This is a genomic window from Phytobacter ursingii, from assembly GCF_001022135.1.
GTDB classification, from domain to species: Bacteria; Pseudomonadota; Gammaproteobacteria; order Enterobacterales; family Enterobacteriaceae; genus Phytobacter; species Phytobacter ursingii.
The window spans coordinates 56,916-83,788 of record NZ_CP011601.1 but is presented as its reverse complement, the minus strand read 5'-3'; the positions used below and the strand labels follow the sequence as shown (position 1 = coordinate 83,788).

Sequence of the window (26,873 nt, the reverse complement as noted above, 5' to 3'; positions counted from 1 at the left end):
GCTTACGGGAGATGAATGACAGGCTTTGCCTTCGTGTTGAAACAAAAATTTGTTTCTTCCTTCTTACTATATATAGGTGACCCCAAATGTCTAAAAATAAAGCTCGCAGTAAAGCCCTTCATCAAACCTTTAGTGAAATTATTCCAGAGATGGATAAGGCGCTAAACAAACAGCTCTTAGAAGTTCTGATGAAATATACAGAACGTGATAATGAACTGATTGTTATTTTGAATGAGGACGGCCCAAATATCATTGAACTTAAGTCTCTTAAGCCTGTGTCTTTGTTGGCCGAAAAGCTTTCTGCTTATTCAAGCTATTATCATGTGGATGTTGTGGAGCTCGTGGTCAAGAAAATTGATTTCGAAGGAGCTTATAAGCTTCTTAAAGCTTCCCCAGATGTACCACTTTTTAAAAGCTTAACTGAACTGGATAAATATCTTGTTGAGGAGTTTGAAAAATACGGATTAAATTCATTTCTTGACGTGGATAATCTGGATTACTCACTTGAAAAAGCCAGTGAACTCAAAAATGAGCAGTTAATAAATTGGGTTTCGGACATCATTTGCAAACGTGAAAAATTAACTTTACGTAAGCGTTTTGATGTCGCAGTAAAGGCCCACTACGAAAATGTAGAAAAAATGTATGATACCATTCGTCCGTTAATGAAAAAACTGGGTTTCCCAGAAGATCTCATGACGCACACCTTTAGTGAGTTAAGCGTTTTTGAAACTAAAGGATGGGACCATGCAATAAAATCGAAAATTGAGACTCTCGCTAAGCGTGAAACTCAATATTTAGATGATGCGGCTAAAGCAGAGAATCGACGTCTTGTAACAGAGAAGTTGGAGAACTCTTTAGCGATTGCACCAACTAAACCAACAAGAAATTGGTTACATATTGCCGGAATTGCCTGTTTGGTAGTCTGCACGTTCATGTATGTAACTAATAAATTTATTTAATCCTGTTAAGGGGGAACCCTAACGGGGCTTCTCTTTGAACAAATCGAGGAGCGGAAAATGTCATATCTTGAATATATCAATGAAGTAAAAGTGTCCGGGATAGTTATCAGTGCTGTGGAGAAAAAAATGACTGACCAGAGTATAGGTTTGTTAATAAAGCTCAAAAATAGGATGAAGACAGAAGTTGATGGTGAAATCACTGAGAGAGAATTTTCAGTTCAAATCAAGGTGTCGCCTGAAATGTATTCAACCTGTTTCACTGGTATAAATCAGGGTGATGAGTTGATGGTCTCCGGTTATATTGTTGTCGATACTATTATGATTGAAGGGAGAGAACATCCTCTTGACTACATGAGAGTGGTAGCAACAAGTAAGTTGGCTCACATACCTAAACCTCTAAAAGGTTTTGGACAAAGTAGCTTTAATCAGATCTGACATTAAACCCACCCTAAAGGGGAGAAATCCCTTCATGGGATTTCTCCTTTTGGAGTCCCCATGAAACAAAAATTTAGGGCTACTGCAATAAGTAGTAATCAACTTAGTTTTTTTTCTATATTCGATATAGATGAAGATGAAATAACGCAAATAGTTGATTCACCCAAAGAGCATTTAAATGATGCATACACGTCCGGATTAAACTTTAAATCAGATGAAAGTAACATTTCTGAGATAAATTATGATTCTGAAAGGCGTGAAAATCACCTTTATGAAAAATCCAAATTACTTAAAAATCAGATTTTGCATACAATTAATTTTGCAGCAGAAACAGATTATCTATATTCGGTTGAAGAATATAACCCAGATTTGGGTGGTCTGGTAATAGAATGGACCCCTGAGGATGTGTATGTTGTTTTTCTATCCGCTATGGAAGAGTCTTTGGAAATCATTAAAGAACTAGTGTTGAGGAGAAAGTTATTCTTCAAAGATGACAATGGTAATATCACAGTGAATCCACTTTTAGAAGCTGAAACACGGTGGTATATGTCAAAATCATTTGAATACACTTGTTTATCTCATGGACTTGATGCATGTGAATTTAGAGCGGAATTAAAATCATGGCTCTATTATCATTCGCATCGTTCGATTAGTGAAAACACGAAATTAGCTGAATGCAGGAATGATGATGAAATCATTTTGCATGATTGCAATGACGATATGGGCTGGGACATCTTCTTTGATCAGGATTATTTAATGTCAGAAAAAAAACTGGCTGTTAAATGGACTGACAGGGAAATTATGGATGTTTACATAAAAGCTTTTAAATCCACATTAGAGTTGTTTGACGAGCTTGTTTCATGTGATCTGTTAACTAAACGAAACGCTTTTGGCAAGTTAGAAATAAATCCAATATTCGAAAATCATTTTGAATGGATCATGTCTGAAGCTTTTGAAATAGTGGGAAATCATCTTGGTTATAATGTGCCTCAAATCAGGAAACTGATGGCAACTATTTGCCAAATGAATCTCAAATAAAATGCCACTGGCAAACATCTGCCAGAGGGCGGTGTTTGCATTTTACCGGAGTTAAAAATGTCTAATGCCGCTATGAAGTTAAATGAAACATCTTCTGATGCTTATGAAAAATTAGAAGCTCTTCTTTCCCCGGATGTTATAAAGTTAAAACATTATGTGGATAAAGGTGAGTATCTTTTAGTTCTAGCAAAGGACCTTTTTGGTATTCCAGAAATGGATCCAAAGATGGCTGTGCCTGTTTTCAAAACTAAAACCTCGTATCGAGCTCCGCTGAACAAAGACTACATACCAAATCCCCGAATACTTGAACAAGTGGTTAAACTGCTTATCAGTCCGGATATAGATTTAAGTGTGTGTCTTAAAGGTGAGTCCGGTTCTGGCAAGACTGAAATGGTAATGTACATTAGCCACATGATGAATTGGCCGCTGACAATTAAGCAGATCAACAGCAATATTCGAGTTGATGAGCTTGAAGGTGAGCGCAGTCTTAATGGTGGTAATACAGGTTTTGTACACAGCGATTTGGTAACGGGATTTCGTAATGGTCACCTCATTCTTCTGGATGAAGTGGACAAAATCGATCCTGATACGGCAGCAAAACTTCACATGCCCATTGAACGTAAGCCCTGGTCACTCAGTGCTAATGGTGGTGAGGTTATAACTGCTAATGGCTACACGCGATTTATTGGTACTGCAAACACAAACATGAGTGGAGGCGCTCGCCGGTTCGTTTCTTCTCAACGTCAAGATGCAGCTTTTATAAAGCGGTTCTTGATAGTTGAAATGGAGAAGCCCGACAAAGTTGCTTTAACCAATGTGCTTACTAAACGATATAGCTCTTTGCCTTTTCAGGTCATTGAGAAGTTCGTAAGAGTAGCGATTGCAGTAAATGACTCTGGTACAGAAGACAGTGTGATGGATATTCGTCAATTAGTAGCTTGGGTTGGCACGTCGATGACGTTAAAAACCTTTAGTCTTCTTGACACTTTCAAAATAGCTTTTGCTTCTGCTTTACCTTTACATGTGGTCGATCTTGTTCTTCAAGCTATAGATCTTTCTCTTGGCGAAGACAAGGATAAATCGCTGGAGTATTTCACAGCAAAAAAGTCGAGTTAGATGGGATTTGTTATGAAACCTCTGATATTTGTATCTCAGAGTTATCCCATCTTGAATTTAGTGCGTTTTTAAGTACGGATGGTGCTGCTACCATTGCTATAGCAAAAAACGGAACTAATTTTACTGGACTTATGCAACTGAATAACGACTATTCTTTATTGTTTTATCATGATGGTAAAATAAATATGGAAGGTCTAATTAAAGAAATGGAATTAAAAGGTTATATGTATCAGGGAGCAATGGGCAATGATGATGTTGCCGCTGAGTTTCCCGGTATTCTTTTAATTGCACCAGAGAAGCTTTAATATCAACCCTATCGGGAAATCTTTCCCGTTGGGGAGGGTTTCCCCTTTTTTTTGGAGAAACCCATGACTTTAAATACTTCAATGCTTAACAAAGTATCTGCAAAACAAATCTCTGAGAATTTTGCAAAATCATATCCAGATTTACTGGAAGGTGCAGTTATAACAAAAATTGAAATAAGTGGCTGTCAAGGATCGCGTCGAACCGATAAAATCGATTTGTCTTATGATGGAGATGATATTACGGATCAAAAAAGCGTATCTAAAAGCGAAGTACGTTGGATTGACATAAAAGCCCTTAGCTTCAAAAGTACGATTACCAGCAGAATATCAACCCTTTGCTCACGCTTGTGCATCCGCTATAGCAATATGTGGATTTTACCAGTTTCCAGTATGGAAGAGTTTCTGGAAGGGGCCCAAGAGATTGAACGAGAGTTTCAGGCAGGTATTCAAAACGTTGTAGACAATTATGAGATGCATATTGAGGCTGAAAAAAATAGAAGCCCAAGAATGTCTTCTTTGATTGATCAGTTGAAATTAACTAAAGATGATTTCATAAAATCCTTTAGATTTAATATTGCTCACTTTATTCCTTTTACGCCTATTAGCGTTGAAGGTGATGAAACCCAGGACTACTATCAGGAACAATTGATAACAGATCTGGCAGAAGAAGCAATGAGGGTTTATGAAAAAATTAGTAAAAATAATAATTTGCGCTCAAGTACTATTGACCGACTGAAGCAAATGCAAAATAAGATCATTAGCTTCATGTTTATACATAAAGAGGCGGCAGTACTTGCAGAAGCTATAAAACACATAATGAATAATTTACCTAAAGGTGCCATTTCTGAACCTCGCGACGTTGCGGTGTTACAGCAGTGGTTTTATTTCATGAGTGATGCTTCAATGTTAAAGCGTATTATTTCAGGAGAGCAAAAGGTTACTGACTGGTTGGAATCTATTACCAGATCATTTAATCAAAGCTCACAAACAGAACCGAACGCGCTACAGAACACAGGTATTGAAGCTATTTTAGATTCAACAAATGTGTTTCAGGTTGAACCTGTCGTAGAGAACGATATAAAAAACAGCACGTTTTCAAACACTGATTCTGTAGCTGAACCTGAGAAATCAGTTTCGCAACAGGAAGACAATGCTGAAAATGGTTTTGATATCGAGCTCAAAGGCTGGTAACTGTTTGCTTTATTAAAAACCCCAGATGGGTACTTCACCATCTGGGTGAGTACCCCTTTTTATAAAGAGGTATTCTATGAAATTAGATCTTAAATCATCGCCGCGCCATATTAAGCGTTTACAGAATATAGCAAAAGTCATTAGCGGCTTAGGCGATGTAAGAGTTGTAATAGACGACAATACCAAAGGACCGTATTTTGATCCTGTCAATAAAGTTTGTGTTTTACCAAACGGCGATTATAGCGATGATGACTTTGTCAGTCTGATTGAAGGTTTTACCTGTCATGAAGCTGGTCATGGTCGCTATACCGTCAGTGAGGTTTACAGTGACGCCTTTAATAGTGTTCTCATGTCATCTGAAGGGTTTACACGCTTCGATGACGGAATGAATGCAGAGTTTGAGAGCCTCGCTGAGAAACGTAAAGCTTATAGCAGGGCAAAACGTCTTACCGGGCTTATAAATCTGTTCGATGATGTACAGATGGAAGAGAAGGTTGGTAACGATTATCCGGATGCAAAGCGGCGGCTTGCAGCCACTTACGCACTGATGGTTAAAGCCGGAAGGATGACTCCTGATATATCTTCTCGTCCGGAAAATCCTGTCCTATTTATTGAGTGGTATCTGCTTAACTCATTGCGAGTAAAAGTCCTTCAGCAGGTAGGTCACAAAGAAACCCTCGATCCGTTTTTTGACTATGCCCAAAAGATACTTTCTCCAGTAATTTCTGATGTTGAGGAAATTTTTCATGATGCTCTTGGTTGTGAAAATACTCAGGGCTGTGAATCCCTTGCTCGTAAGACCCTGGCTCTTTTAGAGAGACTGCGGGATGAGGCAAAGGAACAACAGCAGCAGACAGAGCAGGAGGAGCAGGAGGCATATGATGAATCCGAGACCGATACCGATACCGAATCAGAAGATAAATCGCTTACGTCGACTGATAGTCGTGAGGATGATTCTGAGGACGATAGTGAAGGTCAGGCAGATACTTCCGATAACGCTGATCTTGCTCAAGAGGGATGTTCTGAGCCTTCAGAACTTGCTGAAGATAACGAGGGAAATAATGAACCCACCGGTGGCAATCCCACGGGTGATAACATTATTGAAGACGATACTGATGCGATTAACCCTTCCGAGAGTGAATCAGATGAAGCCAGTTCGACTAACGTTGAAGATGAAAGTAACTTTTCATCGGCTCAATGGGAGATACTGGCAGATTTGTTGGATGCCTTTCTTAGCAGTGATGAGGATAGCGAAGATTATCACGATGCTTTGGCTAAAGAGATTGAAGGTATTGCATCAAAAGTATCCGATGACGTGAAAGCCGAATTCGGTGCTTCTGAATGGGATATCCCTGATCTCCTTATCGATTTGAATGTTTACAATGAGGCTTTGTCTCTGAGTCATTCAATCGGTAGCGACTTGTCTGTTTTACAGCAGGTTAAAATGCGTGGCCGAAACAAAACTCATGAGCGTGGAATTACCTTCGATGGAAATCGATTAATTCTGTCACAAATGGGAGTTCGTGATGTCTTCAGAGCTCAAAGCGAATCTAAAAATAGAGGGCATGTTGGCCTCGTATTAGTTCGTGATATTTCAGCGTCAATGGCTAATGATGAAAGATATATTCATGCCATTAAGTCAGATCTTGCTTTATCGATGGCCGCTGAAAGTTTGTCAAAAATGCATGTCTCCAATATAGTTTTTCCCTTCAAGGAAAGTGAATTTGAGATTATCAAAACGTTTGATCAAAGCGTTGAGGAATCTCTATCGAAATTCACTCTTGGATGTAAGGGTTATTATACCCCTACGGGATCTGCTTTAATGGCAGCTGTTGATCTGTTACTTGACAGCCAATTCGATAGGAAAATAATTTTTCTTATAACTGATGGTTATCCGAATAAATCGGAATTTACTATCGTCGAAGTTATGGAAAAGGCTAAATGTAATGGAATAGAAATCGTTGGTGTTGGTATTAAGACTGATGAAATAATTGGTTTTGAAACGGACACTTTCGTAACAGTTGATGATACTTCTTTATTGTCTATTGAAGTCAGTAAGCTAGTTCATCAAATACTTTCTTAATAAACTCTACCCAATCGGGGCAAAAAGGCCCCGGTGGGTCTTTTTGCTCCATGAAGGAATAAGGAGCAAAATATGACTCAGATAAAAACTTACCGTGTAGAACATGAAAAAGTCGGTGCGATGCATAAAGTCCGTATTTTCGGACGTGTTGGTGAAGTTATAAGCAATGATAGCCCTCAGGAAAGAATCTTCCGCGAAGTCACTATAGCGGAGGGTAATAGCCAGCAGGCTGCGTTACTTGTAGATAACTACATACAGCGTCTTGAGAATAATGGCTTCACGACTGAAGCATAAATGTTGAGGGCCCCCGGGCCCTCTTTCTTAAATTCTGCGTTGTGGGTTTCTCCCTGTCTTCTGCACCGCAGAAGGCATTGAGAAACTCACAATGCCAGATAAGAGAGATCATCATGACTTATGCATCCCCGGCTCTTCGTCGTAAACCACAGGAAGTATCTGAACACTTTATTAAACTCGTTCATGCTCGAATTGCTGAAGTGTCTGGCTGGAAGTATATATTCGAAAGAATACCTGCTTTCAAAGACGCTTGTGCAAAAGCCCCGAGCCAGGTTCCTTGCCCGTTTACTGGCGCAGGGAAATCGAAGTTTCGTTTCCGACAAAAAGACCTTTATACCGGATGTGCGATCCATAATGACTTTCCGGTAAATGAGTTTTGCGACGGAATTGATGTTCTGGCGAAATATTATGAATTAAGTAAAACGCAGACTTGCAAAAAGATTCTCTCAGATTTTTTCGGGATGGATCTGCATGCTCCGTTAACTGACGCCGACATTGAAAATGAACGACGCTATAAATCAGCAGTTCGTGCCACAGAAACTCTTGACCGAGAGGAAGTGGCAAAGCGAATGCGAAAACTTGATGTGATGTATCACTATACCGGTGAAATAAAGCCTAATACTCCTGTTGCTTTGTACCTCCGTAATCGTGGGATCTCCCGCTTACTGAGTCACTTACCAAAGGATTTAGGCTTTAATAACCGGATCTACTATTGGGATAAAGATAAGCAGAAATCGATTATCTATCCGGGAATGATTGCAATCTATCGTGACACCCGAGGTCGGCCTCTGACTATCCATAGAACATACGTAGACAAAAACGGTGATAAGGCACCTGTAGAAAATCCAAAGCTGATGATGAAGCCTCCTGCCGATATGACAGGTGGCTCAATTCAGTTGTTTGACCCTCACTATGATTCAGGTAGTTCGACCTGGACACTGGGAGTGGCTGAAGGGATCGAGAATGCGCTTTCTGTTGTAGAAGCGACTTCAACACCATGCTGGGCAGCCAGCTCCGCATGGTGCCTTGAAAACGTTACTGTTCCTGATTTTTTACTGCCTCCGCCGGATGTAAAATATATAAACTTTTATATCTGGGCGGATAAGGATATTGCTAACTCACAAGGCACTCGTGCCGGTATCGAAGCTGCTCAGCGACTTCAAAGCCGCATGGTTGAGTTTTTGGCTAAACGATATCCCGCATCAAAGCTGACAATTGAAGTCTTCGAACCAGCACAAGATATTCCTGATGGGAAAAAGGGTATCGACTGGAACGATGTTCTCCAGTTAACAGGGCAGGATGGATTCCCGATTCACTGGGCTCCTGAATGTCTTAATCAGCTGTAACAACGATAACTCCCCCGCATTTTGCGGGGGGGGTTATCTTATCAATATTATTTTTTAAATTGTATTGATAAGATAACCGCTTTCCTTCGTGATAATTACCTGCCTTTAAGGTCTTTTCACGGCTGAGATGCTTGCTCAGTTAAATAAATGTGCGGTACTACTGGCTATGGTCGGTTGTATGACATGGTTATTCCATAAACTATTAAAACCCATAACGGGAGTATTACCGTTATGGTGATGCTCGTCGTTTTACATCGGAGAGCATTTTAATGAATTTTCAAACTAACGAAGTTTTTAATAAATTTGCTGCTGTTATAAAATCGCGCATCGTCAATGAACCATCGTCATGCTATTTGCTGCATGATAATGAGATAGATATAACGATTTTGAAACATGGCATATTAGAAAATGACAGAAACCTGTTGTACGTAGTTCGTCCTTCAGGAACGTGTTTGTTGCGTTGTGACAAATATTTCTATCCGAAATATTATCTTCGTTGCCGTGGAGATTATAAGTCATTCATATATGTCCATCTTGATCTACATAGTGGTGAAGCTAAAGAAATCACATGGGAGCAAGCAGACGATATGCTGTCTAGTCCAGGAAAACCCCCATTAAAAGGAAATCTTGGACGATTTGAGTATATAAAAGTTGTGGTTGAGGACCTTCGTATTCGAGGTTACGCTGATTATCTTCCTGCGTATAATCTTGATGACCTTCGCCGTTTTGCCTTACAGGACGACCGCCCATCCCTTGTCAGATACATTGACAATGTAATGGCAACGGTCTGATTGGTTGCTAATTGATTTACATATTTTCCCTGATGGCCAACCTGCATCAGGGAGGCCTCAATAACGACTGGAGGCTGTATGAAGTTAGCTACGGACCTGGTAAAAGCTATTTTGATTAGAAATGGTGTTGAACCAGTAAATATAAGCGAATCATCTAAATTATCTTTGAAACAACCACTGACAGAACTTAAATTCAGTTTATATTTGCGAACTGAGCATTTATCTCACTTCCTACCCGGTTATGTTTATTCTATAAAAGAATGTCCACTGTCATATGACATCGGGATCGAAATTCAGAAAATCTTCGAAAGTTTACATTTGTTAAACGAAGAATTTGAATCCCTCGGTTTTGTTTCTGTATGGATAGAAATGCATCAAAGCATTTTTGAACAAAGTCGGTTTAAGAAAAGTAACTTTACTTTTCGGGAGGAAGAGGTCGAGCTTGCTAAAGGGCTTGTTTGTTCTCACAATTCACAAATAAGTAATGCGGCTTATTTCTGGCTTCAGCACTTTGAGGAGTTTATGATTTATGTTCGTAATAAGCTTATCGACCTCTTTCGAGAGGCCTATGACCTGATCCTTGGAATGCAGCAAGTATTTTTCATTCGGGAAAAGGAAGAGCTGTTGAAAACTATAAGTTATGGGGATGACCTGTATGAGGTGAAATTAATGGCGGCTGAGCTTTACTCTATCGAACAGAACTTAAAGTGTTCTGAATCGATAAGTACAAAATCTCAAGCTTCGGCATATATTAACCGCATCCGTGAGTTTGTGCGTTCGGGGTGGAGGCAGGGCTATATAGTCTGCCATCATAAGCGAAGTAATCAAATCTCATCATTGTCATTACCGATGTACTTGAAAGATACGTCAGGCCGAAGTGCTCGAAAGCGAGTAAAACGTCTTATATCTTCTACAGTTTGTGGTAGAAATAAAGATTTAGGTCTTACAGATTTTTAATTAAATTATACCCATGTGGGGATCACACCCCATATGGGAGTGATCCCTTTTTTATTGAGAGAGGATCACATGAAAATTATCGAAAAAATCATTAATGCCTTTTTGGTTGTTCAACATAAAAAAATACAGGTTAAAAACATTACATTTTTAGACAATGGGCAGGGCATGTTCTCTGGTATGTCTTTTGATGCTGATGTTTCACTGGAGTTTATGTATGAATCAGCAAAAGCATATAGTTCTTGTTTCTGTGATATTCCCTTTCCAGGTTTTGAAGATGCAAATCTGGAGGAAATTACGAAATTTCAATTAGATGCTTTGAAGCAAAGAAAGAATCATTCTTTCATTGTTAACCATTTGAGGTTTCCTATAGTTTTAAGGGAAGGGTGCAAAATCGAAAGAGGAGAAGTCTATTCAATTTCGAATTGCACTTATAATAAAGAAAGATTGCAGTATCTTTTTTCTCAGGATATTTACGGTAAGTTGTATAATTCCTTAGAGAAAGAATTAAGCTCGTTTTTCTCATTTATCAATGTTGAGGTGCACGAGTTGTTAAAAGATGCTGTATGCTTTGCATTAAAAATCCTGAATAAGATATCTTTGGATACACCTGAAAGACTTATTAAAGCTTTTAATTATCGTGACTGGTATTGTAGTTACGATGTTGAGCTTTTTAGGAAAGGCTTACCTGGTCATATTCTGGAAGAGCTCATTGCTCCAGATATCTTACTTTCAGACCTTAACGGTTGTAGAAAAATACTTAGAAATGCAAAACGATTTCTAAATGGACATACAAAAACCAATTGTGTTTATATTAAATATGAATGGTGGTTGGGGCCTGTGGATACCTCACACTCAGCTAAGTTGATGTCTGACAAAGAAATTAACAACCGAAGTGACTTGAAGAATTTTTCAAAGGTCTTTTTCAAAGAGTGTTTAAGTTCTGGTAAGTCGGAATATGAAAACCATCTTAGTGAAAAAGAACATGCGCTTCGCTACAATTATTAATTAAAATTATTTTCTCCCATAGGGATTTCTCCCTTTGGGAGAAATCCCTCTATTAAGAGGGTATTTAAATGAATGCGATACAAAAGTTAGTTGAATCTATTCTTGTTAAAATGGGTTTTGTTGGCGCTGTAGTGGAAAATATATATTTGGATTCAAAACCATTTCGGCATATTCGATTTGTGGCTGATATTCCAGTAATATCTTTTCTACCTCATTTGGTGAAATATCTTAAGGGCGCAGACCATCTTTACTGTGGTAACGATGATTTGCATCCTCTTTTCATTTATTTTTCCGAAGCGGCTACATTAAAAGCAGGCCCTGTAAATCTCGCGAACTTTCGTTTTGAAGTTTCTATAGCTTCAACTCATTTACGACTGGTCTCAGAGCAGCCTGATTTGCTTATCAAAGGATTTAACCGGGATAATCTAGAATACGTTTATTACCGCTCAGATTTGGCCTCTAAGGATCTTATACTAGGCCTTGTTGAACACGGTTCTCCTTTCATAAAACATCTACATGGACTTATACAAAAGCGAATTTTAAACGAGTTCTCTCTGATTTTTTCTGTTCTTGAAAAGATTTTAGAAAGCGCGAAGCCACAAATTCTTGCTTGCTTCCATAGTGTTGATTATGAAATGAACGTAAAAATAATAGCCGAAGCTATACCTGAAACTGTATCTAATCAGATAGTCACATCTGATTATATAGTTAATTCTATATCAGATGCGGACAAGTTTATAAATCATGTTCGTCGCTATTTAGCAGGCAGGGTAATGAAGAGGCGGATATACGCTGAATTAGATGTTTGTGAAGAAACATCAAATATTTCACTAGTGAACTTAGGATGCTTTACGTCTCCTCTGCTCGTTACGGAATATCAAATGTTTAAGCCACACTCTTCAGGGTTATATCGAAAAGCTATAAACAACTCCTTAAAACAGTTCAAACCAGAAATGCATGTACCTTCTGAAGAACTCTTTTATAATTAATCTAACCCATCCGGGAACTTGCTTCCCGGTGGGAAGCACTTCCTTTTTAGTCATGAGGTAGTGTAAATGTTTAAAGAATCTGACCACGTGGAATTTGTTAGTGCCTTTCTTTATCAAAATTTAGGCCTTAATGTTCCCGCTGACGATATAACCGTTCAATTATCTGATACTTCGTTCGACAAAGTAACCTTTGATTACGATGTAGATATCGATAATTTAAATTGTATGTTGGATCTCTACATATCTGAACTAATAAAGCACAACGCATCTTACTCCGATTCTATTCTTTTGAAACAAAAAATAATTTATTTTCTTGGAGTATTTAAGAATTTCGGATTTTTTACGTTTGATATTCGCGGATATAGTAATACTTTAAGCCCAGTTAAAGTTATTGATATTGTTTCAATGATTATTAATGACTGTGAAGAGTTATCTAAAGCTAATTCTTCTACTGATGCTATAAGAAATCTTTATCTCGATAAAATGAAGGTGGATGGGAAAGTGTTAGTTGCGAAATTTGCACTTAAACAGTTTTTTCATTCCGACTTTGGTGACTTTATCTCATTTGTCGAGAAAAGAATTACAGATTGTCTTAATGAAACTTTAAGGATTATCAAAGCTGTTGAACATGGCTTTGTACGTGTTGGGCAGCATAAGATTAATCGCCGTATTAATGATGACTTAAAGTTATGCATTGATTTCAATACTGATGATTATCCGGCAAATATGCCAGATATATATATTAAGTTTAACGATACATTTGATGGGAACGGGGCGTTATATTGTGACAATGATGCCCTCATATCCCTCTATACCGATGTTGCTTCAATTATCAATGTGCCGGTGATGATGGAAGTAAGATTGATCAATAAAAGAGGGCGTGTTGTCTGTGATTCTTCGCATTCAACTTACGTATCTCTCGAAAGTAATGACCGATACAGAGTAACTGATCGCACATTACTAATAACTGAAGCTTTTGACGATTTTCGTAACGCGTCTCAATGATCCTTTTGCTTCAGTCCAAAAAAGTAACTTTGGTTGGCTGAAGACACTTGTCTATGACAATGTAAAATCTGTCGCTGGCATCTTCTTTTAGCTTAACCAAACTTTTATCTAACCCAGTGGGGAAGTCGCTTCCCTTCTGGGGCACTTCCTCTCAAATTTGAGGTAGTGTATATGACACATTCATCTGATGATAAAAACTATGTCCGAGCAGTTCTGAGCTATCTTGGCATAGATTTTGATGAGGCGGATATAGTATTAAGTGTTTGCCATTGTCAAAGTGACGAGCTTTCTTTTACCTGTAATATCAAAGCTATTGAACTCAAGAATGCTGTTGATTTATATGTCGATAGTATCTCTGAGAATGAAATAGAAGCTTTAAACAGAGAATCTTTAAAATCTCGACTCTGTTACTTTCTTGAGGTGTTTGACGCAGTCTCTGGTCAGTACCTTGAGATTTCAGGAAAACACTTTGCAACTAGCCGTTTTGAATATGATGATGTTTGTAGTGAAGTTCTTAGCATGTCTAATGATGTTTCTCAGTCGAAAGGTTATGACCGGGATGAATATAACAGACTGATGCAGGTTGATGGTCAGGTTATGATTGCCCGTTTTGCTTTGCAACAGTTCTGGGATACTCATTTTATTGGACTAATAACATTTGTATCTGAGTCTATAACATCGAGCCTCTATAAAGCTTATGAAACTTTTAGTGATATAAGTTTGGCTTGCTATAAACTGAGTGAATATTCTTATTCACGCTCTATCAACAGTGAATTGACCCTTAATATTTCACTTAAAGAAAATGACTTCTGTGAGGACCTATCTGATTGCTATATGGAAGATGAGGCTTTACCTTCTGGTAGGGTAATTTCTCGACGCAACAATGACTCCATAATAAGTATTTATGAGAGCTATGCTGCGGCTTCTTATATTCCGATGATTGCATCTTTGGAAGTCGTTGATGAATACGGCGAAGTGGTTACTGACCTCTGCCATACCGTTTATGTTTCAGAGTTAACCGGTGGGCGGATTAAAATCCACGACCGTAATGACTTAGTATCTGAAGTTTTCGATAACCTAAGAAATTTAAATCTTGCAGTTGGAGATTCAGTTTCACAAGCTGCTTGATTCTTTCCCTGATTTTGATTTTTTCTCACATACTCTTATGGCACGGTTTCCGTGCCTTTTTTTTGCCTCGCTTACAAGCGTCTACTCCTCTTCTACCTATCCCACCTTACATCACCACTTAAAATCTATCTTTCTAATTCCATTATCCTTTTCGTAGCCTCTAATGCTCTGGTATGAACATACTCTTTAAACTCAAAAAAGTGCTATTAACGAAAAAAAATCCCTAAAGAGATTTGTATACTGTTCTCAACCAAGGAGAGCTCATGAATGAACTAAAATCCAAAAACGAGAACAGTACCAAAAGCAACTTTCCCCCGGTTGATAATCAGTTTTGCTTTTACCATGTTGATTTCAGCATAGAACGACTACTTTCAACGGCCGAGGATCTCCAGTTTGAGTACATCTTCCAGAAACCTGGAAGTGAAGTAAGAAAGGATTTGGTTGAGCGATTCGAACGTGGAGAGCGCTTTGTTACAGCTTCACACTGTGACAATTTCTGTGAAATCCTTGGTTGTCAAGGCCATCAGGAAAATGCATAAACCCATAAACCTACATTTCCACTTTTAAGGATGTTCACTAAAGAATGATTGGAGAAAGTATTTTTGACTGGGTAATTTACGGAATATCCATTTTGATATTTGCCTCAGCACTAATTGAAGGAAAGACAACTCGCTACCCAGCACTTTTTTTCTATGGGAGTTTAATTTTAATGTTAATCCTGATAGTTGCTGGAGGCCTTAACTGGTGGTTCTACAGGTCAAAATATGGCGCAGTAATCGTTATCTTCACAGTGGTCTCTTTACTGATGACTCGATTCCGCCTGGTCATATATAAATTAAGATTAAGAAAGTTAGTTTCAGAAATCAGATTTCGTATAAAAACGGGTTTTCGTATAATTCTTGTTTTGTCGGATAATGAGGATGAGCGTAATGTTCTGCTGTCTATGCTTAGCAACGTATTGCCAGAGCAAACGCTTATTCACACGCGTGATGCTCTCGGACCTCATTCAGAGCCTATCCTAAAAGCTCTTGAGCTACATCATCAACAGGGAACAGGTTACATACTCGTCTGTGAACAACAAATCTCAGCGCGTACGTGGTTGAGTATCGTAGAAAATGGGAAACCTGATACATCTATAGCTGTTAATTTTCATTCGATCCCAGAAATGGAGTGATTTTTCAATGAGTAGAACCGTTTCACAAAGTGTCACAGAAGATTGTCTTTTTGATACCCGCACACAAGTCAGATTACAACTAAGTCGAAGCGTTCATAAAACGCTGGCATCTGCTAAAGAAATTTTACAGGGAAGGGGGGTTGATTCGGTCTCTATTGAAGATCTTGTGCGAGCCTGTCTTGAAGAGAACCAGCCAATTGATCTAGCCTCACTTTACCTTGAAAATCTCTTAAAACAGAAAGGTACCAGCATTTGCGATTTTTAGTGTTTTCAAACCTATTAGATAAAATGCCGGTTGTGTTTATATAACATCAATAATTTCATGCAACAGGTAAAACATGAGTACTCAAAAGCAACTTTCCAGAACTACCGGCACTGAACGTATGTTTAAGGAAGAGCTGGCGTTATCCTTAATTTGTTGGGTTTTCACCAGTCCTTTTACCAACTGGACCGATAAAGTCTTCAGTGGTATTGAAGTTCCGTCTGAAGGACCGTCATCATTACGGGGTGAGACAGAAAAATTCTTTCGTTTTGTCGTTAATGAAGAAGGCTACGACGCAGGAAGGGCTGCTATTGGTCTTGACCTATGTTGTTTTTCACTTCCGTTGTGTTTGTTCCCGGACGCTGCCCTGTCTGAGGAAGAGGTTATGAGTAAGTTAACCGGAGAAGTTATCCATGGAATTCTTCTTTCCTTACCTGAGTTTATTGATATGCCAGAAGTGCTCGCTTACCAGGTCAGGGATGAAATTCTTGCTTTTAACACTCGCTGTGGAGACGGGATCTTTCATGGTTGGAACACGGCTTCAGAATTGTGGAAGTTTGAAATCTTTCCCCGCACCACCATCATGATGCAGCATACTTCGGCAATACATTAAAATTAGGCGGGGCAGAATGCATAAAAAACTTTTTCTTCTCGAATGGAAACCCTGTCAGAGCCGCGTATGGGCCGGTTGGATGGCCCTGTGGTTGACTATCAGTTTTCTGATGTTATCTGCCTTGCTTATGACAGATCATCTCCTGAACAAAGTCATCCTGCCGCCAACATGGTTGTTGATCTGGTTTTCGCCAATGCTGGGGTTTTTGATAAAAGTTCGCGTCGTCGAAACTCAACATTTCCTGGAGCATGACCTCTGTGTTGCAGGTTTCTCTTTTTACCGCTGGAAGAGGTTAGTTTCTCCCGGGCTTTGGTCAGTTGACTGTATAAATGGTCGTTTTCGCCTCAATCGGATCACCCAGGTGGGTAAGACTATCCACTATCCATGGCGTCTCCATTATCATCCTTTGTTCATGAGCCCTATCGAACATAAATCGCATGCTGTGAAAGCTGTTTCAAAATGACTTCTTTAGAGGTTTACATGACATTTATGTTCTGCAAGGTCAGCCTGGGCAGCAAAATTGATTGGAAATAACATGAGCCTGGAGAAACGTATGAGTTATGACGATTTGCCCTATTTTCGTGACCAGATTCTGGAACGCATCGACTCGCTCAAGTGTTTTCTTTCGAACACCCCCCCGATGATGGCAAACCTGATGACTGTCTCCACCGTATCTAGAACAGAAGAGCGCTTGAAGCAGGTTAAACCCATCAGGGTTAGTATTAAAGACGATGCTTCGGTTGAGGAAATTATTCAGGCACTTACTGACATCTGTGTGGATGACATAGAGTCATTAAGTCATGATTCCACCAAAGTAACCACTAAATACCCGGGTCTAATCATTGTCCCCGAAAGAGCAGATCTTCTCGAAAGCTTGATCACTTCTATAAACGAAGCAAAAAATGATTTTGCTGCGGCAATGAGGCGTATCGATAATAAAAAGAATGTCCGTTTTGATAAAGTGCACAAGAAGCTCCCGGGCCTTGTCGCTATGCACTCAACAAGAAATATCCTTTTCATCAAGTCCCAGCTTAAAAAAGTTACTTTTTCATGGCGGCTAAACCGAAACCAGGAAGTTAAAACAGCAGAGCAACTTGTGAGTTTGTTGGAGCGCAGGAGAGCCTCAGAAGTAAAAAATGTAGCAACTACCAATTTGAATGTCGTGTCTAATATCGATAAGGCTTTACACCGTCTTGAATTTCACCCACTGAAGCAGGGCGAATCTTATCGCCTTTGTCGAACTAACTCTTTCCCTGTTCCGATTGCTCACATTTTTGCATTTAGGCCTGAAGGGCAGGAACGAAACGGGAATAAATATGCTGAGACTGATTATTCAGTAGTAAAAGCATCCTTGCCCATTTTCGCAGCAGGCAACATACCTCAATTAAAAACGCTCTCTGACTGGGCTCCTGAAAACAGCCAGGGTCCGTCCAACCAACGGAAGCTGAGCCTGAAATATACAGAACTCGTGCCGGGGGCTGAGCTGGGCATTTTCATTGTCAGCCCCGAAAATTAAGGAACAACAATGCAATGGATTTCCACAGCCAGCCAGAAAATCGATGAGCGTCTCTATCGTGTCTGCGTCTGGGTAAAAAAATATCACGCTGATGCGATTAACCGCGTTGTGCTAACCGTTGATCTAAGTAAAGCCCGACATGACCCTGACGAGGACCAGGTAAGAGCAGAGCTGCTGTGCGGCCATTATTTTTTGCTTCGTAAGGAAAACGCTTCGAACTCTGCGCCTGACGATCAAAAGTTTGCTTTCCTGCCTGACGGGCGCAATCTGTGTTGGCAGACCGCAACCCCGGTGCTTCAGCATCTCCTACTCAATAAAAACGTTCCTGAGTCGCTGAGGTTGCTTACGGACTACATACATATGCGTCTGGCCAGGCTGACAATGGTACCTATGTCCGGAACCATCATGAACGAGGCTCTGCTGGACAGCATCAGCTGGGTTAAGGTGGATTTGACCTACTTCTGGCAGTACGAACAGCTCAGCTCTCATCTGGGACCCATCCAGATAACCCACAAGGCACTTGTACGCTTCGGGCACCTGGCAAAGAATGATGAAAACTCCAGTGCCATAAGAATTCTGCGTCAGCGTCTGTCTTCAGAATTCTTACAAGAATTTCAGATGGCTGAGGATGAGCTAAAGCGCAAACAGTCGTTGATGGGCACCATGGACGTGAAAATGCTGTTTCATGCTCATTACCCCAGCCAGAAGATGCTGGTGGCTCGATATAAAAATGGTTGGGTAATGGTGGATTGTTTTCTGTTTCACCATACCAAACCTAAGAAAAAAGCAAAAAACAAAACTACTGTGGCTAAGCCTCAACTTAAACAGACTAAAAGAGAAGGGAGTGAAAATGGAACTGGGCATTATGGTGTGCATCGTGTTGTTACTCTCAGTGGCGGCGGCGTGGATCAGTAATAAGACAGTTGATTTGCTCGAAAGATTCTATTTCAAGCGTCCGCTGAGCATGGAGTACGCGGCATGGCTACGTGTAATGTGTGCAGGCTTGTTATTAGTTTTTATTCAGGTTGCTCCCCAATTTACACTCCTGTATACCCTTAAACTTGTCACGCTTATTAATCTTGGAATCCAGACAATGAAATTAAATGGCGTGTACAAATATAAAAGGACGGGAATTTTGCCTCCGGGAGGGGCACTCTCTAATCTCACCAGACTTAACCCGTTCAAGAAAAAATAAAGTTATGCGCCCGTGAGGGCGCTATTCATCAAAGGCATTTCGCATAAGCTTGATCATGGCTTTTTTACCAGCTTCAATATTGCGAATGTAGCGCATAACCATTTCTTCATTCGACCAGTTCCCCATTTCCATAATCTGTGGTAGCGAGTAACCTTCAATATCCAGCTGTATCGCACCGCCTACACGAACGCTGTGCCCTGTCCAGTAACGGGTTTTAGTCTCATTTGGATAAAGCTCATTCCACATTTCTTTAAATGCCCGTAAAAGGGAATTTTTGCTGAGCATACCGGCATCGTCCACAGTGTCTTCCTCATCTTCATCGTTCAGAAGACTTTGTTTAGCACGGTAGGGCAGGTTATGCCGTTTAAGAAGCTCAGATAGCTCATTCCCTTTACTCCGAAGCTTCCAGCCGGGTGGCATATAGCCTGTATCATGGAAATTTACGGCCTGGAAAAGGTATTCATCCGGATGACTGTGCTGATCCATTTTCACAAGGTTCATCAATCTCAAGAGGCAGTTAGTTAACTGACGTGTCAGCCGGTAGGTAAGAAGTGTACTGATGTTCGTTTTTGTACGGTATACCGTCAGGTTAAATTCACCGGTCATACTATCCAGAGACAGATCTTTCAGACGTATACGGCGAATTTCGGATGAACGGAGCAGTGTTTCAAAGCCTGTCCAGATCAGGCACAGGTCACGAAGCTTACGAACTGAGTTTGTAGTACTGCGTAACTTTATCAGAGCCTTGAGATCGCCAATAAGAAAGGGAGTTGCCTGTTTAGTCGTCTTTCGCTTCCGGGCTTCCGATTGTTTTAAGGCTTCCAGCATGTACCATGCTTCAGACGTAATAATCCCGGGCAGGTTAAGCCCTTTTTTATGGATACTGTTTAAGGCCTGAAGACAGCTGTTTATGCTGCTTCGTGACAATTTGCCTTCAAGATGCCCCATAAACGCCAGCAGAGCTTCCTCAGACACGGGGAGCGAACTTACTGGCCAGTCTGTATGCAACCGGGCATTCGCCTGATACCATTCGTTCCATACTCGTAGCCAGTGCAGATAGGTTTTAGCTGTGTTGTATCTCAGATGGGAAAAGTAACGGATCAAGCGTGAAAGCTGTTTATCATGGTTGCCGAACGTTTCCAGCTGCTGATGCAATTCGCTTTCCGAAAACTGTCTGATCACTGATTGATTCTTCATCCTGCTCACCGGGATACACTGGTTTTATTTACAGTCATTTTAGCACTCATGTACCTGGTTATGAACAGGGTGGAAACAACGAAAAAGGTTGTGAAATCGTTAGGCTTAAGTGAAAAATGATATTAAGATTATCCCTGGCCAGTTGAGGCCTGTCTAAAGAAGGTTGATTATGTCTGACACAAAGCAGTCTTATTTAATGAAATTCCGTAAGTGTAGTTCGTTCGAAACGCTCGAAAAAGTATTTGAAAGGTTATGTGAAAAAAACTCGGGTGTCGCCTCTCTTGAAATTTCTGGTGCTTATGATCATCGTAAAGCTGAACTGACAATGAAAAAGTTATATGACAAAGTTCCTGCGAGTGTGTGGACCTTTGTTCGCGAGTAATTATTGATATTGGCACAACAAAAAGACTGTGTCTGGATTTGAAAATAGTTTATGCCCCTTTCGGGGCTAAAGGCACTGTAATAGCCTGTCTTTTTAACTTTCTTATTAAGTTCGGAGAAAGACTTTAATCATAAGCCAAGCCCACTGCTAAATACATCCGATATTCTCCTTAATTTTAGAAGTTGTGATAAAAGTTACTTTACCTAAACTTCTCTCTCCATATTTGTAAGGCTCTCATTTGATTCTTGTCAAACATTAATCTGGAAAACTAAAAAATCATTTCTTTTAATTCGTTTTACAGAAATCCTCCTCCGTTATTTCGGATATAGTTTGAATAATTATCAAAAACGGGGTGCAGCCATGCGTAAGAGTTACACATTTGGTATTCCATTTGGACTCCAGAGAGAATCAGGACTCTTTTTAGATATTACAGAGGTCAGCCGGGGTATCGACTGTAACTGCATCTGCCCCGCTTGCAAAACTGATCTGTTAGCAAAGCAGGGGGAGGTCAAGCTTTGGCATTTCTCACACAGTACTGCTGTAGCCGGTGACTGTGATGGTCTGATGGAAGCCATCCGGGGAAAAATTATTGAAGTCATCAACGAGCACCAGGTTCTTGGTTTCCCAAATCTTCTCGCTGGCGACGATGGTGGGCCGGTTTCACTGAATGAGGTTATTGGAAGCGGCAGTATGTTCGGAGGCACAGCTGATCTGTTCGTAAAGGTTAATGATTTATGTGTGGCCGTCTTTCTGGACAGGGATCGTAGCATTTCTGCGAAGTTAACCTTTGACCACCTTCATCCTTCCGAAAGAGTTGCCGCATTGCGTATCGATCTTCCAGATATTGAATATGAAATCAGTCAGGTGCAGCTCGGGCGACGTAAAACAACATACAGTGAGTGCATTGAAAGCCTGATCATTGATGAGACCAGTTCCCGGGAATGGCTATATCATCCATTAATGCATGAACTTGAATCTGAACCTCTTCAGGAGTATCGGGGACGGGAGCCTTCAGAGGAAGGGCCTCTTCTTCAGCGCCTTGCTGACTGTAAGATGAAATTGCCTGATATCCTTCCGGGCAGTCATAACGCGTTAGTCAGGTTACAGCAGGATACGATTGTATGTCTGTGTAGGTTAACGGTTCGGGCTTATGACATCGCTCAGACCGATGAATTTCCTTTGTTCCTTCGCTATTTCAGGTTGCACTGCCTGGAAAACAGCGAACATGTCAGTTACGAAAGACTGATCTGCTGGCAGGAAATGATTTCAAAAACCCAGGAAGGCCAGTCCTTGACACAAAACGAACTTGAATATCTTCATGAGATTGTCCGCATCGCCTTATACAATCACCGGCTTAACAATGTCAGTATTTCAGATGTTAAAAACCATGACACAGGAAAGGAGAGCGGCAGGGTAGAGCCACAAAACTATTCACTCTTATAAATAAATTGGGCTTTGCGCATTAAACCCTTGCCGCAGGAGGTGTACCGCATATCCGGCACAGACAGTCAGTTTTTCTGGCAGCTTAAATTTGACACAGCTTAATATAGTGATTCATTAAACAGGTTCAGTATGCTGCCAGAACGTTTTAGTCGTTATGGGCGTCCGTTAGTTTTCTACTAACTGAACGACGACCAGCCTGCCGCCTTCCTCCTTTGACAGAACAAACTGAGCGTTATTCGTCAGTTCAATTTTTTCCCCAATGGCAATCTGTCGTTTATCCGGTAATGACATAAGCCCATTTATGCCTTCATTTACTAACCACCACTGATCGTTATGGAAAACAAAATACCCAACTCGTTTCCTTTGCAAATCGGTTGTACGCTCATTTGGCGCAATGAGGCGATTCACATGCCACGCATAGATTGACTGCCCGCTCCACACCATCAACCGGTGGTCGTCAGGACGATAACTGCCTTCCTTTCGGGAAGAATATAAATTTAGAACCGGTAATTTACCCTTGTATGGCGTACCGCAGTAGGGACAAACCGGCTTTGTCTTACCCGAGAAAACGTACCATTTCTGTTCACACGCCTTGTTCTGGCAGGGCTGTATCAGATCGACTGTTTTAACCAGGGCGCTTTCCCACTCATCGGCGGTCGGGCGTTTAGTGGCATCGTGTAAGCCATCTATAAAGGCGCGCTCAAACAAAGGTGTCAGATAAGGGCCCATGATGGTGTAAGGAATTTTCTCCGGGTCAGCCCAGGGCAGTGAAAAGGACGATAGCTGACTGACTTTGACTGCATTGCTTTTGTCTGTCGGATGTTCAATGAAGAGTGCCTTCTCACCCATAGATAAGGTCTCATCACGTACTTCATCCGACATGTCATGTATTTTTCCGCCACGTAGCGGATGACGGAAGAACAGATACATGTAGATAAGCACCGACAGCGCATGACGGTCAGTAGTAATGCTTGGCAATACGCGGTTCGGATCCTCTTTGGAAAGATGACTGGTTTTCACCACTTCCGGAGCGATAAAATCCGGGGTGCCCACCACGTCGGGAGGATACTTTCCAGGGACAACCAGGCCGTCTACGTCAATGATGCAGGCATGTCCCATTTCTGGATCGATAAGCACGTTTTTATAGCTTAGATCGCTGTGACAGAGACCTGCCGCATGCATCCTTCTGACGGCTCTTGTCAGCAGCAGACAGACCTTGAGATAGGTAAGCGTATTGCCTCGTTCACGTGGGTCGAGAAATTTGTTCTGGTTGCTGGCGCTGGCAAACCATTTGCCTTCCTTTTCACGACCTTTTATGCCAAGAAAATCATCGTTTTTAGAGCCGTATTTAAAGAAAAAGTAGCTTTTGTAGGTTGGAACCACGATGCCGATTTTATGCCCATGCTCAACAACATGGGTCGGCCAGCAAAACAGGTCCTTCCAGTATTCACCTCCGGACTGGCCAAAAATGTTTTGCCTGTAGCGTCCGGTGATCATATCAATCCGATCCCGGGCCTGCTCGTTCTGCGGTTTATGATAAAAAGCGACGACGTATGATTTATCAGGCGAAAAGTAAACATCCTTCATCGAGCCCGAACCAATTACCTCGTCAACATACTGGACTGTTTCGCCGTCCTTTGTTTTGCACGTAACGATATTTGCCATATTGATCACCGAAAAAGCGTATCCCTTACCACAACACCGCAATAGTGCGGTCATCATGGTTCCCTGTGGAGAAAAAGTTAAGCCAGTCGCCTAACCTCTCAGGCGCAATACTGGCGTCTGTAAGGACAGGGTTGAGCTCATCAACGAGACGGGTCCATTTTTCGTCACTGCGAAGCCCATTATCCGTCTCAAACAGAGGGTCTGAGACGCCGTCTGTCATGAGGATCAAGTGAGATACATCATTCCATTTACCCACGCTGATGCGGCCGCTAAACGAGGGGTCTGCGATAATGCTCTGGTCAAGGAAACGGGTTTGTCCTGCGTATTCTCCGCTATCGGGATTTCCCAGTATCCTGACTTTACCGGAAGGGCTGTATGCACCTATCGCACCATCACCAAGCCAGAATGCAGCCGCAAACAGCTCGTTATCAGTTCGTAGCGCTACAGTTGCCAGAAGGGTTGTTGAATAGGATTTCACAGGTTGTTCTGCACAAATGGCTTCGTTCTGGATACTGTTGACCGCGAGCGTAGCTGCCTGTTTAAAATGATGAAGCATGGCGTTTATTGTTGCCTGCTGATCGCTCCCTTCCCACGCCGTGATGTGCTGCTTTAAATGGACGCCTTTCACACCACTGAGCTGATTTAAAAGGTAATCGCCAGCCGTTTTGACTGCAATCCGGGAGCCTTCCCGGGAATTTACCGCACTACCGGCTCCGTCTGCGACCAGCATGACAGACCATCCTGTTTCCTGGCAGTGGTTGATGTAGAAGTCGTCATCTCTGAAGCTTCCGGCATGCTCATGAGAGCGTCCCCGGCGACTGGCGGCAGCAATACGTATATCACCCCTGACCAGGCCAGCAGCGTCCAGATGGGACTTAGGGTAGGGAGCGTCTGCTGGTGGCTCTACCACCTTCCACAGGCTTCTCGGATCGGGATTGATTATAAATAGCTGTTTTGTTTCACATTCGTCGTGCGACGTGCATGACCAGATTACTGAAAGCTCTATATCGCCGCTTTCGGTGGGAGTACCTGTCAGCAACTCCTGTTCTTTGTCAAAAGACAGGCCAATGTTCCGGGGAAAGACAACGTCCCTGACAGTAGCCTGCTGGCCCTCACCCAGAACGATAGCAACCGGCGAAGAGAAACGTTCGCCTGCGCGGGCGTTGGGGATCGTTATTTTAGCTCTCGGGGGAACGGCAGGTGGCACAGCTAAGCTGGCCCGCTGCTGGCCTGTCGGTATCTGCCCGGGTTTTAATACCAGGGAAGACAGGTTTTCGTCTTCCCTCTGTGCTGGTTTATCAAATTCGTAATAAGGCATCAGCTTCCAGAACGGAGGATGAGGCTCATTTTCTGGCAGGGGTTGCAGTGCTGATGTATCGGTAGCGTCAATGCCCGGGTTATCAGCAACACTTACGACCGTTTGTTGCTGATCGGAAAGACTGGATGCTGACGAGGCGGCAATCTCTGCGTCGTTATCACCTTCGCTAACCCGCGCAGATAAACCCTGTGCAAGGCTCTCAATCCGCTCTTTAAGCCGCATAATTTCTTCGGTAAGGGATGGGTCCTGCGATAGAAGTAAAAGCCGCTCACCTTCAACAGGGTGGCCCAGCTCAGACAGAACTAAGCGGATAATCTTCTCTTCAAGTAAAGCATTTTGCGACATCAACCTCTCCCTCTGTTTACGTCGAAGTTAGTGTTTCCGCCATCATTGCTGAATGACAGGCCTGTTTCACACCACGGGCAGATCACGTCATCCGGGCCGTCAATACACAGCAACTTTCCGCATGAGCACAGGGCAAACGCACTGGCATTACCGCAGTGGGGGCAACCCGGTACGCCATGCAGTTCGCTGGTATTTACCTGCAAACCGGTAGCGGTGGCATCTGACCACGCAAAATAGTCCTCATCGATGGGATAGCATCCGGCAATATTAAAGCTGTTCAGGTTCAGACTGAAATCGAGCCCGGAAACCCTTGCTGGTGGCCGTTCATACTTCATCAGGTACGGACGACGGGTCTTGCTGCAACGGCCGGTAAGCGTAACGCAGTTTTCGTCGTACGCTTTTACTGGCTCGTCCTTGGCCAGCCGGACTATGTATTCAGTCTGGCTGAGCTCAGGTTGTTTGTCGTCCCCGACGCTGCGGCTGTGCGCCGTAACCGAGGCCGTGATCCATTTGATGAAGCGGGTAAAGTCCCCTTCCTGAGATTCGGTGAACAGCATGACATTCTCTGTCAGTTGCCGCAGGATATTCAGGTCCGCTGACGGCCCCAGGCCAACGGCAATGAGATTCACTTTACTCGCGTAGTGATCCTTCCAGCGCTTCACTTCTGCGGTTGTGTCGTCAGTCGGACGTCCGTCGGTAAGGAGATACACGACGGGTTTCCAGTCGCCTTTAGCCTCATGAGTGGTTTTTCTGACCTGGGTATCAATTTGCACGGTCAGCTCACGCAATGCAGCTCCAAGGCTCGTACCGCCGCCAACGGGAAGGCGGGGAGGGTAGAACGAGGCAATTTCGTGAAGAGGTACAATCGTACGGGCTACACCGGCAAATGCGATTACCGAGACCCAGGCTGTTTCAAGTGCGTGTGGATCCTTTCTTAAATCTCCGACGATCATTTGCAGACCATCAGTCATTTTTTTCAGGTTTTCACCAATCATGGACTCTGAACAGTCCAGGACAAAAAACACGGGAAGGCGTCTCATAATTTTCCTCGTACGGCTGGTACGGCCAGCAGAAAACGTTGCTGTACAGAAAGGTGCTGCCCGGAAACAGCACCTTTCTGT

Annotated in this window: 29 protein-coding genes; 25 read left to right on the top strand and 4 right to left on the bottom strand. The window is 41.9% G+C overall.

Going from position 1 to position 26,873, the window contains the following annotated elements:
• The first annotated feature begins 86 nt into the window (after window positions 1-86).
• From AB182_RS02355 to AB182_RS32875, 23 genes are all read left to right on the top strand, one after another.
• Window positions 87-959, top strand: a complete 873-nt coding sequence (locus AB182_RS02355) for a hypothetical protein (RefSeq protein WP_000041927.1) — start codon at window positions 87-89, stop codon at window positions 957-959.
• A 57-nt stretch (window positions 960-1,016) separates the two neighbouring features.
• Complete coding sequence (locus AB182_RS02350) at window positions 1,017-1,394, top strand: hypothetical protein (protein ID WP_000120822.1); 378 nt, start codon at window positions 1,017-1,019, stop codon at window positions 1,392-1,394.
• Between the two features lie 60 nt (window positions 1,395-1,454).
• Window positions 1,455-2,432 (top strand): hypothetical protein, encoded by a 978-nt coding sequence (locus AB182_RS02345; RefSeq protein WP_000810361.1) that lies wholly within the window; start codon window positions 1,455-1,457, stop codon window positions 2,430-2,432.
• 57 nt (window positions 2,433-2,489) lie between these two features.
• Window positions 2,490-3,548, top strand: coding sequence for an ATP-binding protein (locus tag AB182_RS02340; RefSeq protein WP_000063335.1), 1,059 nt, complete (start codon window positions 2,490-2,492; stop codon window positions 3,546-3,548).
• A 131-nt stretch (window positions 3,549-3,679) separates the two neighbouring features.
• Complete coding sequence (locus tag AB182_RS32495) at window positions 3,680-3,853, top strand: hypothetical protein (RefSeq protein WP_001176645.1); 174 nt, start codon at window positions 3,680-3,682, stop codon at window positions 3,851-3,853.
• Between the two features lie 63 nt (window positions 3,854-3,916).
• Window positions 3,917-5,044, top strand: coding sequence for a DUF3150 domain-containing protein (locus tag AB182_RS02335; protein ID WP_000174396.1), 1,128 nt, complete (start codon window positions 3,917-3,919; stop codon window positions 5,042-5,044).
• Window positions 5,045-5,120: 76 nt separating this feature from the next.
• Complete coding sequence (locus AB182_RS02330; protein WP_000762700.1) at window positions 5,121-7,127, top strand: VWA domain-containing protein; 2,007 nt, start codon at window positions 5,121-5,123, stop codon at window positions 7,125-7,127.
• Between the two features lie 72 nt (window positions 7,128-7,199).
• Window positions 7,200-7,421, top strand: a complete 222-nt coding sequence (locus AB182_RS02325) for a hypothetical protein (RefSeq protein ID WP_000192120.1) — start codon at window positions 7,200-7,202, stop codon at window positions 7,419-7,421.
• 113 nt (window positions 7,422-7,534) lie between these two features.
• A complete protein-coding gene (locus tag AB182_RS02320; RefSeq protein ID WP_000220379.1) occupies window positions 7,535-8,767 on the top strand; it encodes a DUF7146 domain-containing protein in 1,233 nt (410 codons plus the stop codon).
• Window positions 8,768-9,036: 269 nt separating this feature from the next.
• Window positions 9,037-9,558 carry a hypothetical protein gene (locus AB182_RS02315; RefSeq protein WP_001011130.1) on the top strand — a complete coding sequence of 174 codons (522 nt, stop codon included), beginning with the start codon at window positions 9,037-9,039 and terminating at the stop codon, window positions 9,556-9,558.
• A gap of 78 nt (window positions 9,559-9,636) precedes the next feature.
• Window positions 9,637-10,515 carry a hypothetical protein gene (locus AB182_RS02310; protein ID WP_000762003.1) on the top strand — a complete coding sequence of 293 codons (879 nt, stop codon included), beginning with the start codon at window positions 9,637-9,639 and terminating at the stop codon, window positions 10,513-10,515.
• A 69-nt stretch (window positions 10,516-10,584) separates the two neighbouring features.
• Entirely contained in the window at window positions 10,585-11,520 is a 936-nt protein-coding gene (locus AB182_RS02305) for a hypothetical protein (protein WP_000691119.1), read from the top strand.
• 68 nt (window positions 11,521-11,588) lie between these two features.
• Window positions 11,589-12,509 carry a hypothetical protein gene (locus tag AB182_RS02300; protein WP_000991697.1) on the top strand — a complete coding sequence of 307 codons (921 nt, stop codon included), beginning with the start codon at window positions 11,589-11,591 and terminating at the stop codon, window positions 12,507-12,509.
• 66 nt (window positions 12,510-12,575) lie between these two features.
• Window positions 12,576-13,514 (top strand): hypothetical protein, encoded by a 939-nt coding sequence (locus AB182_RS02295; protein WP_000472041.1) that lies wholly within the window; start codon window positions 12,576-12,578, stop codon window positions 13,512-13,514.
• A gap of 171 nt (window positions 13,515-13,685) precedes the next feature.
• The gene (locus AB182_RS02290) at window positions 13,686-14,642 is read left to right on the top strand and encodes a hypothetical protein (RefSeq protein ID WP_000149830.1); all 957 of its coding nucleotides are present in this window, start codon (window positions 13,686-13,688) and stop codon (window positions 14,640-14,642) included.
• A gap of 263 nt (window positions 14,643-14,905) precedes the next feature.
• Entirely contained in the window at window positions 14,906-15,181 is a 276-nt protein-coding gene (locus tag AB182_RS02285; protein ID WP_001004200.1) for a hypothetical protein, read from the top strand.
• Between the two features lie 44 nt (window positions 15,182-15,225).
• Window positions 15,226-15,816 carry a hypothetical protein gene (locus AB182_RS02280; protein WP_000578891.1) on the top strand — a complete coding sequence of 197 codons (591 nt, stop codon included), beginning with the start codon at window positions 15,226-15,228 and terminating at the stop codon, window positions 15,814-15,816.
• A 7-nt stretch (window positions 15,817-15,823) separates the two neighbouring features.
• The gene (locus AB182_RS30015; protein ID WP_001371933.1) at window positions 15,824-16,081 is read left to right on the top strand and encodes a hypothetical protein; all 258 of its coding nucleotides are present in this window, start codon (window positions 15,824-15,826) and stop codon (window positions 16,079-16,081) included.
• Between the two features lie 73 nt (window positions 16,082-16,154).
• Window positions 16,155-16,691 carry a hypothetical protein gene (locus AB182_RS02275; RefSeq protein ID WP_000107167.1) on the top strand — a complete coding sequence of 179 codons (537 nt, stop codon included), beginning with the start codon at window positions 16,155-16,157 and terminating at the stop codon, window positions 16,689-16,691.
• Between the two features lie 16 nt (window positions 16,692-16,707).
• Window positions 16,708-17,154 carry a hypothetical protein gene (locus AB182_RS02270; protein WP_000549069.1) on the top strand — a complete coding sequence of 149 codons (447 nt, stop codon included), beginning with the start codon at window positions 16,708-16,710 and terminating at the stop codon, window positions 17,152-17,154.
• A 90-nt stretch (window positions 17,155-17,244) separates the two neighbouring features.
• The gene (locus AB182_RS02265) at window positions 17,245-18,207 is read left to right on the top strand and encodes a DNA replication terminus site-binding protein (RefSeq protein WP_000119428.1); all 963 of its coding nucleotides are present in this window, start codon (window positions 17,245-17,247) and stop codon (window positions 18,205-18,207) included.
• 9 nt (window positions 18,208-18,216) lie between these two features.
• Window positions 18,217-19,122 (top strand): hypothetical protein, encoded by a 906-nt coding sequence (locus AB182_RS02260; RefSeq protein ID WP_001198595.1) that lies wholly within the window; start codon window positions 18,217-18,219, stop codon window positions 19,120-19,122.
• Complete coding sequence (locus AB182_RS32875) at window positions 19,058-19,402, top strand: hypothetical protein (RefSeq protein ID WP_001805195.1); 345 nt, start codon at window positions 19,058-19,060, stop codon at window positions 19,400-19,402. Before AB182_RS02260 ends, AB182_RS32875 begins: the two co-directional genes overlap by 65 nt.
• 21 nt (window positions 19,403-19,423) lie before the next feature.
• Here AB182_RS32875 and AB182_RS02250 read toward each other — a convergent pair whose 3' ends face one another.
• Window positions 19,424-20,599 (bottom strand): tyrosine-type recombinase/integrase, encoded by a 1,176-nt coding sequence (locus AB182_RS02250; protein ID WP_000795949.1) that lies wholly within the window; start codon window positions 20,597-20,599, stop codon window positions 19,424-19,426.
• 169 nt (window positions 20,600-20,768) lie between these two features.
• On the opposite strand from AB182_RS02250, the gene AB182_RS02245 reads away from it, so the two are divergent.
• Window positions 20,769-20,981: an Hha/YmoA family nucleoid-associated regulatory protein gene (locus AB182_RS02245; RefSeq protein ID WP_001285422.1), complete on the top strand. Its 213-nt coding sequence runs from the start codon at window positions 20,769-20,771 to the stop codon at window positions 20,979-20,981.
• Window positions 20,982-21,341: 360 nt separating this feature from the next.
• On the top strand, window positions 21,342-22,424 hold the full coding sequence (locus AB182_RS02240) for a competence protein CoiA family protein (RefSeq protein WP_001232447.1): 1,083 nt from the start codon (window positions 21,342-21,344) through the stop codon (window positions 22,422-22,424).
• Window positions 22,425-22,589: 165 nt separating this feature from the next.
• On the opposite strand, the gene AB182_RS02235 is transcribed toward AB182_RS02240, so the two are convergent.
• The 3 genes from AB182_RS02235 to AB182_RS02225 are packed head-to-tail and all read right to left on the bottom strand — an operon-like array spanning window position 22,590 to window position 26,792.
• Window positions 22,590-24,089 carry a helix-hairpin-helix domain-containing protein gene (locus AB182_RS02235; RefSeq protein ID WP_001284318.1) on the bottom strand — a complete coding sequence of 500 codons (1,500 nt, stop codon included), beginning with the start codon at window positions 24,087-24,089 and terminating at the stop codon, window positions 22,590-22,592.
• Window positions 24,090-24,114: 25 nt separating this feature from the next.
• A complete protein-coding gene (locus tag AB182_RS02230; protein WP_000081059.1) occupies window positions 24,115-25,752 on the bottom strand; it encodes a PP2C family serine/threonine-protein phosphatase in 1,638 nt (545 codons plus the stop codon).
• Window positions 25,752-26,792, bottom strand: a complete 1,041-nt coding sequence (locus AB182_RS02225; protein ID WP_001253656.1) for a TerY-C metal binding domain-containing protein — start codon at window positions 26,790-26,792, stop codon at window positions 25,752-25,754. The genes AB182_RS02230 and AB182_RS02225 overlap by 1 nt, the downstream gene beginning before the upstream one ends.
• Between the last annotated feature and the right edge of the window lie 81 nt (window positions 26,793-26,873).

Coding starts and splice junctions, on each gene's coding strand:
- AB182_RS02250 (WP_000795949.1), bottom strand. CDS start 20,599: ATGAAGAATCAATCAGTGATCAGACAGTTTTCGGAAAGCGAATTGCAT.
- AB182_RS02245 (WP_001285422.1), top strand. CDS start 20,769: ATGTCTGACACAAAGCAGTCTTATTTAATGAAATTCCGTAAGTGTAGT.
- AB182_RS02285 (WP_001004200.1), top strand. CDS start 14,906: ATGAATGAACTAAAATCCAAAAACGAGAACAGTACCAAAAGCAACTTT.
- AB182_RS02290 (WP_000149830.1), top strand. CDS start 13,686: ATGACACATTCATCTGATGATAAAAACTATGTCCGAGCAGTTCTGAGC.
- AB182_RS02330 (WP_000762700.1), top strand. CDS start 5,121: ATGAAATTAGATCTTAAATCATCGCCGCGCCATATTAAGCGTTTACAG.
- AB182_RS02265 (WP_000119428.1), top strand. CDS start 17,245: ATGAGTTATGACGATTTGCCCTATTTTCGTGACCAGATTCTGGAACGC.
- AB182_RS02280 (WP_000578891.1), top strand. CDS start 15,226: ATGATTGGAGAAAGTATTTTTGACTGGGTAATTTACGGAATATCCATT.
- AB182_RS02310 (WP_000762003.1), top strand. CDS start 9,637: ATGAAGTTAGCTACGGACCTGGTAAAAGCTATTTTGATTAGAAATGGT.
- AB182_RS02350 (WP_000120822.1), top strand. CDS start 1,017: ATGTCATATCTTGAATATATCAATGAAGTAAAAGTGTCCGGGATAGTT.
- AB182_RS02320 (WP_000220379.1), top strand. CDS start 7,535: ATGACTTATGCATCCCCGGCTCTTCGTCGTAAACCACAGGAAGTATCT.
- AB182_RS02315 (WP_001011130.1), top strand. CDS start 9,037: ATGAATTTTCAAACTAACGAAGTTTTTAATAAATTTGCTGCTGTTATA.
- AB182_RS02270 (WP_000549069.1), top strand. CDS start 16,708: ATGCATAAAAAACTTTTTCTTCTCGAATGGAAACCCTGTCAGAGCCGC.
- AB182_RS02355 (WP_000041927.1), top strand. CDS start 87: ATGTCTAAAAATAAAGCTCGCAGTAAAGCCCTTCATCAAACCTTTAGT.
- AB182_RS02345 (WP_000810361.1), top strand. CDS start 1,455: ATGAAACAAAAATTTAGGGCTACTGCAATAAGTAGTAATCAACTTAGT.
- AB182_RS02240 (WP_001232447.1), top strand. CDS start 21,342: ATGCGTAAGAGTTACACATTTGGTATTCCATTTGGACTCCAGAGAGAA.
- AB182_RS02230 (WP_000081059.1), bottom strand. CDS start 25,752: ATGTCGCAAAATGCTTTACTTGAAGAGAAGATTATCCGCTTAGTTCTG.
- AB182_RS30015 (WP_001371933.1), top strand. CDS start 15,824: ATGAGTAGAACCGTTTCACAAAGTGTCACAGAAGATTGTCTTTTTGAT.
- AB182_RS02335 (WP_000174396.1), top strand. CDS start 3,917: ATGACTTTAAATACTTCAATGCTTAACAAAGTATCTGCAAAACAAATC.
- AB182_RS02305 (WP_000691119.1), top strand. CDS start 10,585: ATGAAAATTATCGAAAAAATCATTAATGCCTTTTTGGTTGTTCAACAT.
- AB182_RS02275 (WP_000107167.1), top strand. CDS start 16,155: ATGAGTACTCAAAAGCAACTTTCCAGAACTACCGGCACTGAACGTATG.
- AB182_RS02260 (WP_001198595.1), top strand. CDS start 18,217: ATGCAATGGATTTCCACAGCCAGCCAGAAAATCGATGAGCGTCTCTAT.
- AB182_RS02300 (WP_000991697.1), top strand. CDS start 11,589: ATGAATGCGATACAAAAGTTAGTTGAATCTATTCTTGTTAAAATGGGT.
- AB182_RS32495 (WP_001176645.1), top strand. CDS start 3,680: ATGCAACTGAATAACGACTATTCTTTATTGTTTTATCATGATGGTAAA.
- AB182_RS02225 (WP_001253656.1), bottom strand. CDS start 26,792: ATGAGACGCCTTCCCGTGTTTTTTGTCCTGGACTGTTCAGAGTCCATG.
- AB182_RS32875 (WP_001805195.1), top strand. CDS start 19,058: ATGGAACTGGGCATTATGGTGTGCATCGTGTTGTTACTCTCAGTGGCG.
- AB182_RS02340 (WP_000063335.1), top strand. CDS start 2,490: ATGTCTAATGCCGCTATGAAGTTAAATGAAACATCTTCTGATGCTTAT.
- AB182_RS02295 (WP_000472041.1), top strand. CDS start 12,576: ATGTTTAAAGAATCTGACCACGTGGAATTTGTTAGTGCCTTTCTTTAT.
- AB182_RS02235 (WP_001284318.1), bottom strand. CDS start 24,089: ATGGCAAATATCGTTACGTGCAAAACAAAGGACGGCGAAACAGTCCAG.
- AB182_RS02325 (WP_000192120.1), top strand. CDS start 7,200: ATGACTCAGATAAAAACTTACCGTGTAGAACATGAAAAAGTCGGTGCG.